Origin of the sequence: Acidisoma sp. (assembly GCF_035492295.1) — a bacterium.
Taxonomy (GTDB): Bacteria; Pseudomonadota; Alphaproteobacteria; order Acetobacterales; family Acetobacteraceae; genus Acidisoma.
Window position 1 is genome coordinate 17593 of the sequence record NZ_DATJJK010000026.1, and the last position, 15172, is coordinate 32764.

Below are 15172 nucleotides of genomic sequence, written 5' to 3' on the forward strand. Positions count from 1 at the left end.
CTGAACCGATCAGTCGTTCAGGCTTTGCGGTTGGCAACGAGATCGTCCACCACGGACGGATCGGCGAGCGTCGAGGTATCGCCAAGGCTATCCACTTCATTGGCCGCGATCTTGCGCAGAATACGCCGCATGATCTTGCCGCTGCGGGTCTTTGGCAGGCCCGGCGCCCACTGGATAGAGTCCGGCACGGCGATCGGTCCGATTTCTTTGCGCACCCAGCCCGCGAGTTCCTTCAGCAGCGCATCGGTGGGCTCCACGCCGCGTTTCAACGTGACATAGGCATAGATCCCCTGGCCCTTCACGTCATGCGGGAAGCCGACGACGGCCGATTCCGCGACGGCGTGGTGGGAATCGAGCGCACTCTCCACTTCCGCCGTGCCCATGCGATGGCCGGAAACGTTGATCACGTCATCGACGCGGCCGGTGATCCAGTAATAGCCGTCAGCGTCGCGGCGCGCGCCGTCACCGGTGAAATAGAGACCCTTGTAGGTGCTGAAATAGGTTTTGATGAAGCGGTCGTGGTCGCCGAAGACCGTGCGCATCTGGCCGGGCCAGCTGTCGGCGAGGCAGAGATGCCCGTCGGCTTCCCCTTCCAGCACGGTGCCGTTGGCATCGACGATGACAGGCTTCACACCCGGCAGCGGCAGGGTCGCCGAGCCCGGCTTCAAGGGCGAGAGGCCTGGAACCGGGCTGATGAGAATGCCGCCCGTTTCGGTCTGCCACCAGGTATCGACGATGGGGCAGCGGTTGTCGCCTACGACCGTGGAATACCATTCCCAGGCTTCCGGGTTGATCGGTTCGCCGACACTGCCGAGCACGCGCAGGCTCGCGCGGCTGGAGCGCTTGACCGGTGCATCCCCATCCCGCATCAGGGCGCGGATCGCGGTGGGCGCGGTGTAGAAAATCTCGACCTTGTGCTTGTCGACCACTTCCCACAGCCGGCCGCTGTCCGGATAGGTCGGCACGCCTTCGAACATCAACGTCGTCGCGCCATTCGCGAGCGGCCCATAGACGATATAGGTGTGGCCCGTTACCCAGCCGACATCGGCGGTGCACCAGTAGATTTCGCCGGGCCGGTAGTCGAAGACGAGTTCATGAGTCAGGCTCGCCCAGACCATGTAGCCGCCGGTCGTATGCAGCACGCCCTTGGGGCTGCCGGTGCTGCCGGAGGTATAAAGGATGAACAGCGGGTCTTCTGCCGCCATTTCCACGGCCGGGCAATCGGCGGAGGCCGTCTCCATCAGCGCGCCATAGTCATGATCGCGCCCCTCGACCATCGGAACCTCGGCGCCGGTCACGCGCACGACGAGAACATGGGTCACGCCCGGGCACTGTTTCAGCGCCTCATCCGTATTGCCCTTGAGTGGCACGCGGCGGCCGCCGCGCCGGGCCTCGTCGGCGGTAATGACGAGGCTCGACTTGCAGTCCAGAATTCGTCCGGCGAGGCTTTGCGGCGAGAAGCCGCCGAAGACCACGGAATGGACGGCGCCGATGCGCGCGCAGGCGAGCATGGCGACCGCCGCCTCGATGACCATCGGCATGTAGATCGTGATCCGGTCGCCCTTGCGGACGCCAAGGCCCTTCAGGACATTGGCGAGCTTGCAGACTTGGGCGTGAAGCTCGCGATAGGTGATGGAAGCCTGGCTGCCCGGCTCATCGCCCTCCCAGATGATCGCGGTCTGGTCGGGTCGCGTTTCCAGATGCCGGTCGAGACAGGAAACGGTGGCGTTCAGGGTTCCGTCCTCGAACCATTTGATCGAGACGTCCCCCTCGAAGCTCGTATTCTTGGCCTTGGTCGGTTCGCGGAACCAGGCGACCCGGCGCAGCGCCTCGCCCTTCCAGAAATCCTCGGCGTTGGTCGCGGCATTCGCGCGCAGGGCGGCAGCCCGGCGGGCGCTCTCGGTCAGGCGCGGCGATGTGGGATGGATGGAATGGCTCGCATGGTCGGGCATCTTGGATCTCCTCCGGCATTCGCGGCGCCTTTTTCGGCGCTCATGACCAGTCCGGCTTCTTTCCGCCGGTTTTCCTCAGAATCAGAGCCTGGGCGGAGGAAGTCAAACGCTTTTCCAGGGCTGCGGGGCGCACCGTCAGGCCCGGCCGCCATGGGCAAAACCATGCAGGCTCGAAACGATGGCGGAGAAGGCCATGGCGATCTGATCGCTGACGGTGCGGCCGCGTAGATAACCGTGCACGAGGCCGTGGCCGGCATGCAGCACCACCGCGACCCCACTCTCCTTCAATGCCGCCGCATAGTCATGCGAGTCCTGGGCGAGCGGGTCGGCTTCGGCCGCGAAGACCGCGGCAGGCGGCAGTCCGGAAAATTCCCGTGCCGCCAGCGGCATGATCTCGGGGTCGGTGATGACGCCCGGGGTCTTGCCGAGATAGGCGGAGACATAGAATTCCAGGCTGTTCGCGGGCAGCAGCGGCGCATTCTGCTTCGGGCCGCCAAGGGCGCGGCGAAAATCCGGATGCAGCATAGGATAGATGACGAGCTGCGCCCAAGGCATCGGCCGACCCTTCGCGCGCAGCCGTAGGCAGAGTGCCACGGCGAGCGTCGCGCCGGCGCTGTCCCCTGCCACGATCACCCGCTGATGGGAATCGAGCAGATCCTCGTAGGCGGCTTCGGCATCGTCGAGCGCCGCCGGAAAGTGGTGTTCGGGTGACAGCCGGTAGTCGAGCGCCACGAGCGCCACATCGCCGCCCGCGGCGAGGTCGGCGCAGATGCTGTCATGGCTCTCGAGCCCGCCCACCACGAAACCGCCACCGTGGAAATAGAGCACGACGCGGCCAGGCACCGCCTCCGGCGTCGCATAGCTGCGCACGGCGAGAACCCGGTCGGGGTTCTTGGCATGAAGCGCGCCGTTCTTCGCCTGCAGGCCGGCCGGATGGGCCTGCGCGAAGGAGGCGCACATGCGGTCATAGGCAGCGCGGATATCGGCGAGGGGCGGATCGGGCGGGAGATCCGCACTGAAACTCTCGGTCTGGCGGACGAACTCCAGCACCTGGGAATCCAGACGGAAGGGGTTCAACGCGCATGCTCCTTTGGCATCGATCAGAGTTCAATTGGCCGGGTCGGGCTGCTGGCCGGTCTTGATCTTGTAGGACATGCCGACCTCGACCTCGGTGATCGCGGCCTGAGTATATTTCAGCGCGGAGGCAACATGGCCGGCCTTGTCGGGGGGCGTCTGGCCGAGTTCGGCAGCGGCGACGTTCAGCGCATCCAGCGCGGAATTCATATGGCCTTGATGGTGCAGCGCGCAGCCGGCGAGCAGGCTGCCGGCCACGAAGGAGAAGCCAAGGAGTGCGCCCTTCAGCGCCGTGCCGCGGATCATTGGCCGACCGCCCGGATCTCGGCCACCGCACGGTCGATCAGCGCCATCGCCGCTTTCGGATGACCATCCTTGTTGTCATGCGTTGCCGAGAGGTCATCGCGGGCATCGCCCAAGGCGGAGAGGGCGCGGGCGAGATGCGGTTCCTCTGCCAAGGCGGTCGCGGTCGCCCCTCCCGCCGCGAAGGCGACCATCATCAAAAGTCCAAACCGCCGCTTGCCCGTCATCCGACGCTCCTTTGCGAATCCGTTCAAGGATAGCCGGATCGGTGCCCGACACCAGAGCGAAGGACTGTCTCAGGCGGCTTCCGTCTGCTCCGCCGCGGCACGTGCGCGGATTGCGCGTGCCATGGCGGCAATGCCATTGCCCCGATTGGTCGAGAGCGCCTCGATCAGTCCCAGCTCCTTCAGGAAAATAGGGTCGGTCGCCAGGATTTCACCTGGCGTCCGGCCGGAATAGACCCGCAGGAGCAGGGCGACGAGGCCGGAGACGATGGCGGCATCGGAGATGCCGGCGAAGAAAAGGCGGCCCTCGCGGTTCACCGCCTCCATCCAGACCCGGCTCTGGCAGCCGGGCACGCGATGCGCGTCATCCGCCCAGTCCTCCGGAAAGGACGGCAGCTTGCGGCCAAGTTCGATGATGTAGCCGTAGCGCTCCATCCACTCGTCGAAAATGCCGAGCTCGTCCCCGATGGCGGAGACGGCATCGGCCGCCGTCTCCTCCTCCGGAACCACAAAGGGATCGGCACCGGTCATGGCTGGTCGCTCACAGGATGAACCGGCTGAGGTCGCCGCGCGCCGCGAGCGGCGCCACGCGATCCCGCACGGTGGAGGCATCGACCGTCACCGTCTCGCCCGGCCGGTCGGAGGCCGTGAAGCTGATCTCCTCGAAAAGCTTCTCGAGCACGGTCGAGAGCCGGCGTGCACCGATGTTCTCGATGCGGTCGTTGATGTCGGCGGCCAGTTCGGCGACGGCGTCGATCGCATCCTCGGTGATGTCGAGCGAAACCTGCTCCGTGCCCATCAGTGCCACATACTGCTTCAGCAGGGAGTGCTCGGGCTCGGTCAGGATGCGGCGCATATCCTCGCGCGAGAGCGGCGACAGCTCAACCCGGATGGGCAGACGCCCCTGCAGTTCGGGCAGCAGGTCCGAGGGCTTCGCCACATGGAAGGCACCGGAGGCGATGAAGAGGATATGGTCGGTCTTCACCGCACCGTGCTTGGTATTGACGACCGTGCCTTCGATCAGCGGCAGCAGATCGCGCTGCACGCCCTCGCGGCTGACGTCCCCGCCGCGAAAGCCGCCATCCGATCGCGCGCAGATCTTGTCGATCTCGTCCAGGAAGACGATGCCGTTATTCTCGGCGTGATGGACCGCATCCTTGATGAGTTGGTCGTTGTCGAGCAGCTTGTCCGCCTCCTCGCGCTCCAGCGCGCGGCGGGCATTGCCGACCGTCATTTTCTTCGCCTGCGCCGGACGCCCGAACATGCCCTTCATCATATCGCCGAGATTGATCGCCTGGCCGGGCTGGATATCCATCTGGCCGACGGCATTGGGCGGCGCGTCGGCCACCGAGACCTCGATCTCCTTCTCCTCGAACTCGCCGTTCCTGAGCATGCGGCGGAATTTGGAGCGCGTGTCGGCAGCCGCGCCCTCGCCCACCAGGGCGGTGACGATGCGCTCCTCGGCCGACAGCTCGGCCTTGGCCTGCACGTCACGGCGGCTCGCCTCGCGCATCATGTTGATGCTGACCTCGACCAGGTCGCGCACGATGCTTTCCACATCCCGGCCAACATAGCCGACTTCGGTGAATTTCGTGGCCTCGACCTTGAGGAAGGGCGCCTGGGCGAGCTTGGCGAGGCGGCGGGCGATTTCCGTTTTGCCACAGCCGGTGGGGCCGATCATCAGGATATTGCGGGGGACGATTTCCTCGCGCATGCCCTCCGGCACCTGATGGCGGCGCCAGCGGTTGCGCAGCGCGATGGCGACGGCACGCTTCGCGTCACCCTGGCCGATGATGAAGCGGTCGAGTTCGGAGACGATCTCCCGCGGGGAATAGGTAGGGACTTCCATAGATATTCATCCTAGCGCCGCTTCCCGGTCCCGCTCGGCGGCAACCGGTCGCAGCCTGAAATGTTCAAGCCTCGTCCGAAGACGATCGAAGAATGCGGTCAGATCGTCTCAACGACAAGGCTGTGGTTGGTATAGACGCAAATGTCGCCGGCGATCTTCATCGAGCGGCGGACGATCTCCTCCGCGGAAAGATCAGGCACGTCGACCAGCGCGCGGGCGGCGGAGAGCGCGTAATTGCCGCCCGAGCCAATGCCGATGATGCCGTCTTCGGGCTCCAGCACGTCGCCATTGCCGGTGAGCGTATAGGAGTGGTCGCGGTCGGCCACGATCATCATGGCTTCCAGACGGCGCAGGTAGCGGTCCGTCCGCCAATCCTTGGCAAGCTCGACGCAGGCACGTTCGAGCTGGTTGGGGAAGCGCTCGAGCTTGGCTTCGAGGCGTTCGAGCAGGGTGAAGGCGTCAGCCGTGGCACCCGCGAAGCCGGCGATCACCTGGCCGTTGCCGATGCGGCGGACTTTCCGCGCATTGCCCTTGATGACGGTCTGGCCGAGCGTCACCTGACCGTCGCCGCCCATGGCCACCTGGCCATCGCGACGGACGCTGAGAATGGTTGTGCCGTGCCAACCGATGGGATCGTGCGGCGATGGGGATGTGTTCATGGCACCGAGATGGGTCCGCACACGATTTCGTGCAAGTTTCGCTTTTCCGATCCGCCATGCCTCATGCGCATGGAAGCCCGGTCAATTGCCGCGTCGGCCAAACAGAGTCTCGATCTCGGCGCGGCTCATCTTGAGGAAGGTGGGTCGTCCGTGGCTGCAGGTGGCGGCGCGCGGCACCTGTTCCATCTGGCGCAGCAGCGCGTTCATCTCGGCCTCGTTCAAGCGCCGCCCGGCGCGGATGCTGCCGTGACAGGCCATGCGGGCGACGACGGCATCGAGCTTTTCCGAGAGCGCCGTGGTCTCGCCGAGTTCGCCGAGCTCGTCGGCGATGTCGCGCAGCAGCGGTGCCGGATCGGCGAGCCCAAGCACCGCCGGTAGGGCGCGCACCATGATTGCCCCTGGTCCAAAGCCTTCGATCTCGAGGCCGAGACGGGCGAGGTCGGGGGCGGCCTCGGCCAACCGCGCTGCATCCGCCTGGGTCAGATCGATCACGGCGGGCAGTAGCATCGGTTGACTGCGGGGACCTGCTGGCCCCGCCACCTGCTCGCGCAGCGCCTCATGGGTCAGGCGTTCATGGGCAGCATGCTGGTCGACCAGGATCAGCGTTCCGTCCGCGGCGACCGCTATAATATAGGTATCGAGCACTTGGGCGACGGCGGCACCGAGCGGGTGGTGGGGCGCGGGGGGCGCCACGGCTTCGGGCCGCGGAATGCTGCGGGCGAGGGGGGATGCGTCCAACGGCAGCTGGGTCTCGGCCAGCATGCTGACCGGACGTTCGAGCGTGTCCGTGATGCCTGGCTCGGCCAGACGGGCCGCTGGGCCGTCATAGGCGGGCGCCGGCGGGGCTGCGGGATCGGCATAGGCGTTGGCGGCTCGGCCATAGCCGCGCAAGGCCGCGCGTGGCTGGTATTGCAGCACGGCGGGGCGGGAAAGGGCCGCGCGCAGCGCGCTGATAAGGAGGCCGCGAATGCGCTCAGCATCGCGGAAGCGAAGTTCGGTTTTGGCCGGATGCACATTCACGTCCACCGCCCGGTGTGGCAGGTCGAGCCAGAGCCCGGCCACGGGAAAGCGCCCGCGCGGAATGACCTCCAAATAGGCGACGCGCAGCGCCGTCTTCAGCACCGGGTCGATCACCGGCCGCCCGTTCACCACGAGATATTGGGCGGCACCGGTCGCGCGGTGGGTGGCGGCCGCCCCGGCAAAGCCGGAGAGGATGACCTCCTCGCGCTCGGCTTCGACGGATACCAGTGCTTCCGCCTCATCCGTGCTGAGCAGCGCCGCGAGCCGGCCGCGCCGGTCGGCTGGGGCAAGGTCGAGGATCGTCCGTCCCTCATGTTCGAGCCGGAAGCCGACGCCGGGAGCGGAGAGGGCGAGGCGGCGGATCACTGCTTCGGCGTGGTCGGCCTCGACCCGCGGGCTGCGCAGGAAGGCACGGCGCGCCGGCGTCGCGAAAAAGAGATCGGAGACCACAATGCGCGTGCCAGGCGTGCCAGCCGCAGGCTCCACCTCGCTCACGATCCCGCCTTCGACGCGGATGCTATAGGCGGTTTCCGCACCCTGCGGCCGGCTCGTAATGGCGAGGCGCGCGGCGGCGCCGATGGAGGGCAGCGCCTCTCCGCGAAAGCCGAGGGTGGTGATATGGACGAGGTCGGCGGTCTCGGAGAGCTTGCTGGTGGCATGGCGCTGGATAGCGACGGGAAGCTCGGCGGCGGACATGCCGCTGCCATCGTCGGACACCTCGATGCGGCGAATGCCGCCTTCTTGCAGGGAGACGGTGATGCGGCTGGCCCCGGCATCGAGCGCATTCTCCACCAGTTCCTTCACGGCGGCGGCCGGACGCTCCACCACCTCGCCGGCGGCGATGCGGTCCACGACATGGGAGGGCAGGAGGCGAATCTGCGGCATGAGGCGGAGTCTGCCACAGAAGCCAAGACGGCTCCATGAGAACGGCGTTCTACTGACTATGCCGCGACACCTGGCTTAATCTCGATCGCACGTCTCGATGCCGAAGGCGGCGAACCGGCCGGTCCGTGCTGTATCGGGGATCCATAAATTGCACGCTGGGCACCGATCGCTGGGCAGCCTCCCGCCGGCGGAGTCGCTAAAAGACGTCTGACAGGCTAGGTGCCTGCGCCGGCCGGATCGGGCCGGATGAGGATCAGGTTCGAAGCATGGCTTACGCAGTCAAGGAGATTTTCTATACCCTTCAGGGCGAGGGCCGGAATGCCGGCCGCGCAGCGGTTTTTTGCCGCTTCGCCGGGTGCAATCTGTGGTCGGGCCGCGAGCAGGACCGCGCCACCGCCGCCTGCCGCTTCTGCGATACCGATTTCGTGGGGGTCGACGGGCCGGGCGGCGGCCGCTTCGCCACCCCTGAAGCCCTGGCTGCGGCGGTTGCCGCGCAATGGCCCGCGCGCGCGGGCGGCACGCCCTTCGTGGTGCTCACTGGGGGTGAGCCGCTGCTGCAGGTCGATGCGGCGCTGACCGCCGCCCTGCACGCCGAGGGGTTCGAGATCGCGGTCGAGACCAACGGCACCCTTCCCGTGCCGGATGGGATCGATTGGGTCTGCGTCAGCCCCAAGGCGGGCAATGGGCTCGCGGTCACCCATGGCGACGAACTCAAGCTCGTCTTTCCGCAGGCAGGGGCCGAGCCTTCTCTTTATGAAGGGCTCGCCTTCAGTCATTTCCTGCTCTCGCCCATGGACGGCGACGAGCGGATCACCAATACCGCGGCAGCGGTCGCCTATTGTCTGCAACATCCGCGCTGGCGGCTCAGCCTCCAGACGCACAAGTTTCTTGGAATCGCCTGATGTTCGAGCTCACCAAACAGTTTCGCTTCGATGCCGCCCACACGCTGGAACGGCACGTCGACGCGGAGCCCAGCCGGCGAATCCACGGCCATTCCTATCGCGCGACCGTGACGGTCCGGGGTGAGCCCGATCCCATTTCCGGCATGATCATCGATCTCGCCCTCTTCGACCGGTTGCTCGCCGAAGCGCGGGACGGGCTCGATCATCGTTTCCTGGACGAGGTGCCGGATATCGGCCCGGCGACGCTCGAAAATCTCTCGGCCTGGATCTGGCGCCGCCTGGAAGGCCGTTGCCGGGGTCTCGCCCGCGTGGCCGTGCATCGCGACAGTGAAGGCGAATATTGCACCTATTTCGGACCGACGGCGCCCCGAGTCTGAGGTCGTAACAACAAACCCTTAATCTTTTTCGCATAATCTTGAGCACGGAGATGCCTTCGCCTCACTGACTCAGTCGTCACTGTCGCTTACGGGCGGATCTCAAAGGTCTCTCGGGTAGTTCGGTCTTGAACGGATCGATCTCGAACTGTGGAAAGACGCCAGGATAGTGAGTGATCGCGCGCAGGCCCCGACCGTTCCCCATCGCGCGGCGGCGGCGTGTAACACGGGAGCCGATACCTTCTTTCTGGGGCGGCAGCCCATCGTCGGCCGCAAGCGGGAACTCTTCGCCTACGAGCTTCTCTTTCGCTCCGGGACCCATAATGCCGCAGGTGTCGTGGATGATTTCGTCGCCACCGCGACCGTGATCAACAATGCCTTCCTCTCCCTGGGCATTCAGGGCGCGATCGGCGACCGCCGCGGCTTCATCAATGTCTGCGAGGAGGCCCTGATGAGCGAGGTGATCGAACTCCTGCCGCGAGACCAGATCGTTCTCGAAATCCTCGAAGATGTCGAACTCACCCCCTCGCTCATCGAGCGCTGCCGGCAGCTCAAGGAGGATGGCTATTTTCTGGCGCTCGATGATGTCGTTCGCCTCACGAAGGAGCAGCTCTCCCTTTTCGACTGTCTCGCCTATTTGAAGATCGACATTACCGGCATGGCCGAGCCGACGGTCCGCGATTTTGTGGCTCTGGGACATGCCCATGGTCTCGCGGTCCTCGCCGAAAAGGTCGAGACCGAGGCGCAGTTCAGCTTCTGCCACACGCTGGGCATCGATTTTTTCCAGGGCTATTTCTTCGCCAGGCCCACCATCCTCACCGGCCGCGCCGTCCGGCCGTCGAAGATCCTGCTCGTCAACCTGCTGCGCCTGCTCGAGGCGGATGCGGACATCGAAGCGCTGGAGCGGGCGCTCAAGGAAGCGCCGGATCTGACCGTGCGCCTTCTCCGCATGGCGAATTCCTGCGCAATGCAGCAGACGCGCAAGGTGAGCAGCCTGCGCACCGCGATCCTGCTGCTTGGCCGCGAGCAGATCGGACGCCTCGTGCAGGTCATGCTCTTCGTCGGGCATGTCGGGGTGGACATCAGCTCCGATCCGTTGGTCCAGACGGCGGCTATTCGTGGCCGGCTTATGGAACATCTGGCGGAGGCGCATGGCCTCAACGCGCTGCGCGGCCAGGCCTTCATGGTCGGCATCCTGAGCCTGGCCGATTCCGTTTTCGGCCAGTCAATGATCCAGCTCGTCAAGATGCTTAATCTGGATGATGCGCTGGCGGACGCTCTGCTGCATCGCCAGGGGCCACTCGGGCGGCTGCTCATCCTGGTTGAAGCGAGCGAACAGCCCGACGGCGTTGATCTCGCAGCGGCTCTGGCCGAACTGAGCAGCGCCAGTCTGGCCGCCTTTAACCGCATGCAGCTTGATGCGATGCGCTGGGCGAGCAGCCTTTAAGCGGCTCGCCCTTCGCGTGGCGGGTCAGACCTCGCCGCGCAGCGCCAGGAACTGCTTCATCAGGCCGGTGGTCGAGCCGTCGTGCTGGCCGAGATTGGCGTGGGGCTCCAGCGAAGGAATGATCGCCTGGGCGAGCTTCTTGCCAAGTTCCACGCCCCACTGGTCGTAGCTGTTGATGCCCCAGATCGCGCCCTGCACCGCGACCTTGTGCTCATACAGAACGATCAGGCGGCCGAGGCTGTAGGCGTCGAGCTTCTTATAGAGGATGGTGGTGGAGGGACGTTGGCCGCTGAAGACGCGATGCGGCGCCACGCGCTTGATCGTCTCCTCATCCGCGCCGGCCTTCTTCATCTCATCGGTGACGTCTTCCAGCGACTTGCCGGCGAGCAGCGCTTCCGCCTGGGCGAAGACATTGGCGGCCAGGATGCGATGGGCTTCCGGCCGGTTGTGGTCGGCTTCCGCGGCGAGGATGAAGTCCACCGGCACCAGCGCCGGACCCTGATGAACCAACTGCATGAAGCTGTGCTGCGCGTCTGTGCCGGGCTCGCCGAAGACGACGGGGCAGGTCTGATGCGTCACATGGTCGCCGGCGAGACGGACGGACTTGCCGTTGCTCTCCATTTCCAGCTGCTGGAGATAGGCCGGGAAGCGGGCAAGGCGCGCGTCATAGGCGAGGATGCAGAGTGTGGCCGCATGCAGCACGTCGAGATTCCATATCCCTGCCAGCGCCATCAGCACGGGCAGGTTCTTCTCCAGCGGAGTCGAGCGGAAATGCCCGTCCATGGCGCGGCCACCGGCGAGGAATTGCTCGAAAGCATCCCAGCCGGCCGCGAGCGCGACCGAAAGGCCGATCGCCGACCACACCGAATAGCGGCCACCGACCCAGTCGCGGAAGCCGAAGACGCGGTCTTCGGGGATGCCGAATTTTCCGGTCTCTTTCAGATTGGTGGAAAGGGCCGCGAAATGATGCTTCACGGCATCCTCGCCCAGCGCTGCGGCGAGCCAATCCCGCGCAGCATGGCCGTTGGTCATGGTTTCCAGCGTCGTGAAGGTTTTGCTGGCGACGAGGACGAGCGTGCGCGCCGGGTCGAGCTCGCGGGCGAATTGCGCGAAGGCATGGCCGTCGACATTCGACAGGAAATGCGGATTGATTTTCGCGCCATGCACGAAGGTCAGCGCCATCGAGACCATGCGGGGGCCTAGGTCGGAGCCGCCGATGCCGATGTTCAGGACATCGGTGAAGGGCTTACCGTCGGCCGCGACGATCGAGCCGTCATGCACGCCGCGAACGAACTTCTCCATGTGGTCGCGCTCATGCGCGGCGACCTTGGAGGCATCCTCGTAGCTGCCGTCGGGCAGGATGGCGCGGAAGCCGGCGTCGGGCAGGCTGCGCAGCGCCATATGCATCGCCGAGCGATGCTCGGTCATGTTCACCGGCTCGCCGGCGAAGAGGCGGGCGATGAAATCTTCAACCTTCGCCGCGCGGGCGAGGTCGAAAAGGCCGCTCATCGCCTCGGGGCTGATCGATGTTTTCGAGAAGTCGAGGTGCATGTCCTCGAAGCTGGCCGAGAATTTTTCGGCGCGCTTCGGATCGGCCTCGAAGAGCGGCGTGATCAGCCGGCCGCCGGGGGCAGCCGCCAGAGCGTCAAGCTTATCCCAGGCGGCTTTCGTCGCGGCGGCAGGCACAGGGGTGGAATCGGGCATGGGATTCTCCTTCGGAAGAAGCGCGGTTCAGCCGGCTAGCAGACGTCGCACATGGGTGGCGGTGGAGGCCGCCAGGGCATCGAGATCATATCCGCCTTCGAGGAGGGAGACGACCCGCCCCTCCGTATGCCGGGCGGCGACCGCCAGAATCGCATCCGTTACCCAGGCAAAATCGTCTGCGTCGAGCATGAGCTGGGCCAGAGGGTCGTCGCGATGCGCGTCGAAGCCGGCCGAGATGATGATGCTGTCTGGCCGGAAGGCATCCAGAGCCGGTAGAATACGACCCGTCCAGGCGGTTTCGAAAGCGGCGCGGCCCTGGCCAGCGGCAAGCGGCGCATTGACGATCTGGCCATGCGCTCCCCTCTCTCCCGCCCCGCCGGTCCCCGGATAGAACGGGTATTGATGGCTGGATCCGAAAAAGAAATCGGCATCCTCCCACGCGGCGGCCTGGGTGCCGTTGCCGTGATGGACGTCGAAATCCACCACCGCGACCCTCTGGCGCCCGTGGGCCGCGCGGGCGTGCAATGCCGCAATGGCCGCGTTCGAGAAGAGACAAAAGCCCATCGAGCGCGCGGGCTCGGCGTGGTGGCCGGGTGGCCGGGTGGCCACGAAGGCGCGGGTGGCCCGCCCACTTTCCACTGCGTCGACGGCGGCGATCGCACCGCCGGCTGCATGCAGCGCGGCTTCGGCCGAGCCCGCGCTCATCACTGTATCCGGATCGAGATGGACGAAGCGGCCCGGTTCCGGCCGTGTCCCAAGCACCCGGTCGATATAGGCCTGGGGGTGGACGCGGCCGAGTTCTGCTTCCGTCGCCGCCGGTGCCTCCTCCCGCATGAGGCCGGAGAAATCCGGATGGGCGAGCGCCCCCGCCACCGCCCGCAGGCGGGCGATCCGCTCCGGATGGCCCGGCCCCGTATCATGGGCAAGGCCGGACGGGTGGGTGAGGAGGAGCACGCTCATCGTCAGATCGTCCGCAGCATGCCGCCATCGGCGAAGAAGGCGGAGCCGACGCAGTAGCTCGCGCGGTCGGAGCAGAGGAAGACGAAGAGATTGGCGATCTCCTCAGCCGAGGCGAAGCGCTTGATGGGGGCGAATTCATCGGCGACCGACTGCAAATGGCCCTCCCAGTCACCGCCCGTGCCGGCCGTCAGCTCCTTCGCGGTCTTCACCCAGTCCGGGGTCAGGACGAGGCCGGGATTAACGGTGTTCACGCGGATATTGTCTCCCACCACCTCATTGGCGAGGTTCTTGGAGAACATGACCAGGGCCGCTTTCGTGACATTGTAGATCGGCTCGTAGCCGAGCGGCTGGCTCGCGCAGATCGAGGCATTGTGCAGGATCACCCCGCCGCCGCGCTTCTTCATGCCCGGCACCAGCCCGCGGGCGAGGCGCACCGCCGCCATCACGTGCAGGTTCCAATAGAAGTCCCATTTGTCGTCGGGCGCTTCCATGATGGTTTCGTTGCTGCCGGTACCGGCATTGTTGATGAGGATGTCGACCCCGCCGAAGGCGCTTTCCGCCTTCGCGACGATGGCATCCACCGCCTCCGGCGCGGAGACGTCCCCGGCCGCGATCTCCACCTTCACGCCGAAAGCGGCGGCGATGCGTTGGGCCTCGTGCTCAAGCCGCGCCCCGTCGCGTGCCGAGAGGAGGAGGTGAACCCCCTCTGCCGCGAGGCCTTCCGCGATCGCGAGGCCGATGCCGACGCTGCCGCCCGTAATGACGGCGGCCTTGCCCTTCAATGCCAAATCCATTTTTTCGTCCCTTGGTTTCGTTCACGGACCTTCTTGGAATGAGGTCTTGAACATGTGGTGGCGGTGCGCGGTCAGTCGCCCGTTCGCCGCTTGATGGTAAAGCTATAGACGCCCGCTTCCTCGCTCCAGGAGACCAGGGTATGGCCGGTCTCGCGGCAATAGCTCTGGAAATCGGCGACGGAGGCGGCATCGGTCGCGAGCACGCGCAGGCGCGCACCCGGCTCCATGGAGCGGATGGCGCGATTCGCCCGCAGGACGGGCAGTGGACAGACGAGATCCTTGAGATCGAGCACGGTTTCGCTCATCTCCTCATCCTGGCCCCGGTATCCGCCGGGATCAAGAGAGGTCGCTGGCACCCGCCCGGACCCGTCTCGGACAGTTCGGTTCTGCGCTGGGGGCGTGGCATCTTGGGCGACGATCCGGTATCTGGCGCGTCGACGAACAGAGACCCATTGCAGAAAGGACCCGGATGATGACGGGAGCCGAGATCGAACGCGTACAGACCTATCTTCGCCGCCTGCTTGGCAGCGACAAGCTGACCATCGTGCCGCCGCTGAAGCCGGGCTTCCCGATCGAGGTGGCCGTCGAGGGTGAGACCATCGGTACGGTCGACAAGGACACGGATGACGGCGAGGTCTCCTACGCGGTCACCCTCACCATCCTGGACGAGGATCTGCCGCCGCTGCCCAAGGCTGCTGCCAAGCCTGCCGGGAAGACGACCCGCCGCGCCTGACAGCGCAGCACGCCGCAACGGGCGGATCAGCGACAGGGAAGGGGAGTCGCGGAAGCGGCGCCCCTTTTTCTTGCCTGCCTTGAAGGATGGCACCCCGGCTTTCAAATCATGGGACAGTCACTGGCGGCCTGCTCCGGGCGGCGCTAATTCTCCGCTGTTACGAACTGGAGACGGTAATGCGGATTGGCTTCGTGGTCGCGGTGCTGTTGCTGCTGGGCGCGCAGACCGGACCGGCTTCGGCAGGCGTGCTGATGAGCCTGCCGATGGGCATGCTTATGCCCTGCTCTCAAGC

Annotated in this window: 16 protein-coding genes; 4 read left to right on the forward strand and 12 right to left on the reverse strand. The window is 65.9% G+C overall.

What is annotated here, in order from left to right; all coding sequences use genetic code 11:
- Nucleotides 1-17: 17 nt before the first annotated feature.
- The 8 genes from acs to mutL all read right to left on the reverse strand — a co-directional run bounded on the left by acs (nucleotide 18) and on the right by mutL (nucleotide 7966).
- Complete coding sequence (gene acs / locus VL752_RS02085; protein WP_325352076.1) at nucleotides 18-1952, reverse strand: acetate--CoA ligase; 1935 nt, start codon at nucleotides 1950-1952, stop codon at nucleotides 18-20.
- Nucleotides 1953-2087: 135 nt separating this feature from the next.
- Complete coding sequence (locus tag VL752_RS02090) at nucleotides 2088-3029, reverse strand: alpha/beta hydrolase (RefSeq protein WP_325352077.1); 942 nt, start codon at nucleotides 3027-3029, stop codon at nucleotides 2088-2090.
- 30 nt (nucleotides 3030-3059) lie between these two features.
- A complete protein-coding gene (locus VL752_RS02095) occupies nucleotides 3060-3332 on the reverse strand; it encodes a hypothetical protein (protein ID WP_325352078.1) in 273 nt (90 codons plus the stop codon).
- Nucleotides 3329-3556, reverse strand: a complete 228-nt coding sequence (locus VL752_RS02100) for a hypothetical protein (RefSeq protein WP_325352079.1) — start codon at nucleotides 3554-3556, stop codon at nucleotides 3329-3331. The genes VL752_RS02095 and VL752_RS02100 overlap by 4 nt, the downstream gene beginning before the upstream one ends.
- A gap of 69 nt (nucleotides 3557-3625) precedes the next feature.
- Nucleotides 3626-4084 (reverse strand): SufE family protein, encoded by a 459-nt coding sequence (locus VL752_RS02105; protein WP_325352080.1) that lies wholly within the window; start codon nucleotides 4082-4084, stop codon nucleotides 3626-3628.
- A gap of 10 nt (nucleotides 4085-4094) precedes the next feature.
- The gene (gene hslU, locus VL752_RS02110) at nucleotides 4095-5402 is read right to left on the reverse strand and encodes an ATP-dependent protease ATPase subunit HslU (protein WP_325352081.1); all 1308 of its coding nucleotides are present in this window, start codon (nucleotides 5400-5402) and stop codon (nucleotides 4095-4097) included.
- 98 nt (nucleotides 5403-5500) lie between these two features.
- On the reverse strand, nucleotides 5501-6061 hold the full coding sequence (gene hslV / locus VL752_RS02115; RefSeq protein WP_325352082.1) for an ATP-dependent protease subunit HslV: 561 nt from the start codon (nucleotides 6059-6061) through the stop codon (nucleotides 5501-5503).
- Between the two features lie 81 nt (nucleotides 6062-6142).
- On the reverse strand, nucleotides 6143-7966 hold the full coding sequence (mutL, locus tag VL752_RS02120; RefSeq protein WP_325352083.1) for a DNA mismatch repair endonuclease MutL: 1824 nt from the start codon (nucleotides 7964-7966) through the stop codon (nucleotides 6143-6145).
- A 266-nt stretch (nucleotides 7967-8232) separates the two neighbouring features.
- Between mutL and queE the strand changes: the two genes are divergently transcribed.
- The 3 genes from queE to VL752_RS02135 all read left to right on the forward strand — a co-directional run bounded on the left by queE (nucleotide 8233) and on the right by VL752_RS02135 (nucleotide 10689).
- A complete protein-coding gene (queE, locus tag VL752_RS02125; RefSeq protein WP_325352084.1) occupies nucleotides 8233-8868 on the forward strand; it encodes a 7-carboxy-7-deazaguanine synthase in 636 nt (211 codons plus the stop codon).
- Nucleotides 8868-9245, forward strand: a complete 378-nt coding sequence (locus tag VL752_RS02130; RefSeq protein WP_325352085.1) for a 6-pyruvoyl trahydropterin synthase family protein — start codon at nucleotides 8868-8870, stop codon at nucleotides 9243-9245. Before queE ends, VL752_RS02130 begins: the two co-directional genes overlap by 1 nt.
- Nucleotides 9246-9411: 166 nt before the next feature.
- The gene (locus tag VL752_RS02135) at nucleotides 9412-10689 is read left to right on the forward strand and encodes an EAL and HDOD domain-containing protein (RefSeq protein ID WP_325352086.1); all 1278 of its coding nucleotides are present in this window, start codon (nucleotides 9412-9414) and stop codon (nucleotides 10687-10689) included.
- Nucleotides 10690-10713: 24 nt separating this feature from the next.
- Here the strand turns inward: VL752_RS02135 and pgi are convergent, their stop codons facing one another.
- From pgi to VL752_RS02155, 4 genes are all read right to left on the reverse strand, one after another.
- Nucleotides 10714-12393 carry a glucose-6-phosphate isomerase gene (gene pgi / locus VL752_RS02140; protein ID WP_325352087.1) on the reverse strand — a complete coding sequence of 560 codons (1680 nt, stop codon included), beginning with the start codon at nucleotides 12391-12393 and terminating at the stop codon, nucleotides 10714-10716.
- Nucleotides 12394-12420: 27 nt separating this feature from the next.
- Nucleotides 12421-13353 carry a histone deacetylase family protein gene (locus tag VL752_RS02145; RefSeq protein WP_325352088.1) on the reverse strand — a complete coding sequence of 311 codons (933 nt, stop codon included), beginning with the start codon at nucleotides 13351-13353 and terminating at the stop codon, nucleotides 12421-12423.
- 2 nt (nucleotides 13354-13355) lie between these two features.
- Entirely contained in the window at nucleotides 13356-14147 is a 792-nt protein-coding gene (locus VL752_RS02150) for an SDR family NAD(P)-dependent oxidoreductase (RefSeq protein ID WP_325352089.1), read from the reverse strand.
- 71 nt (nucleotides 14148-14218) lie between these two features.
- Entirely contained in the window at nucleotides 14219-14452 is a 234-nt protein-coding gene (locus VL752_RS02155; RefSeq protein ID WP_325352090.1) for a sulfurtransferase TusA family protein, read from the reverse strand.
- Between the two features lie 164 nt (nucleotides 14453-14616).
- Here VL752_RS02155 and VL752_RS02160 point away from each other — a divergent pair, with 164 nt between their 5' ends.
- Complete coding sequence (locus VL752_RS02160) at nucleotides 14617-14880, forward strand: DUF3126 family protein (RefSeq protein ID WP_408863042.1); 264 nt, start codon at nucleotides 14617-14619, stop codon at nucleotides 14878-14880.
- The last annotated feature ends 292 nt before the right edge of the window (nucleotides 14881-15172 follow it).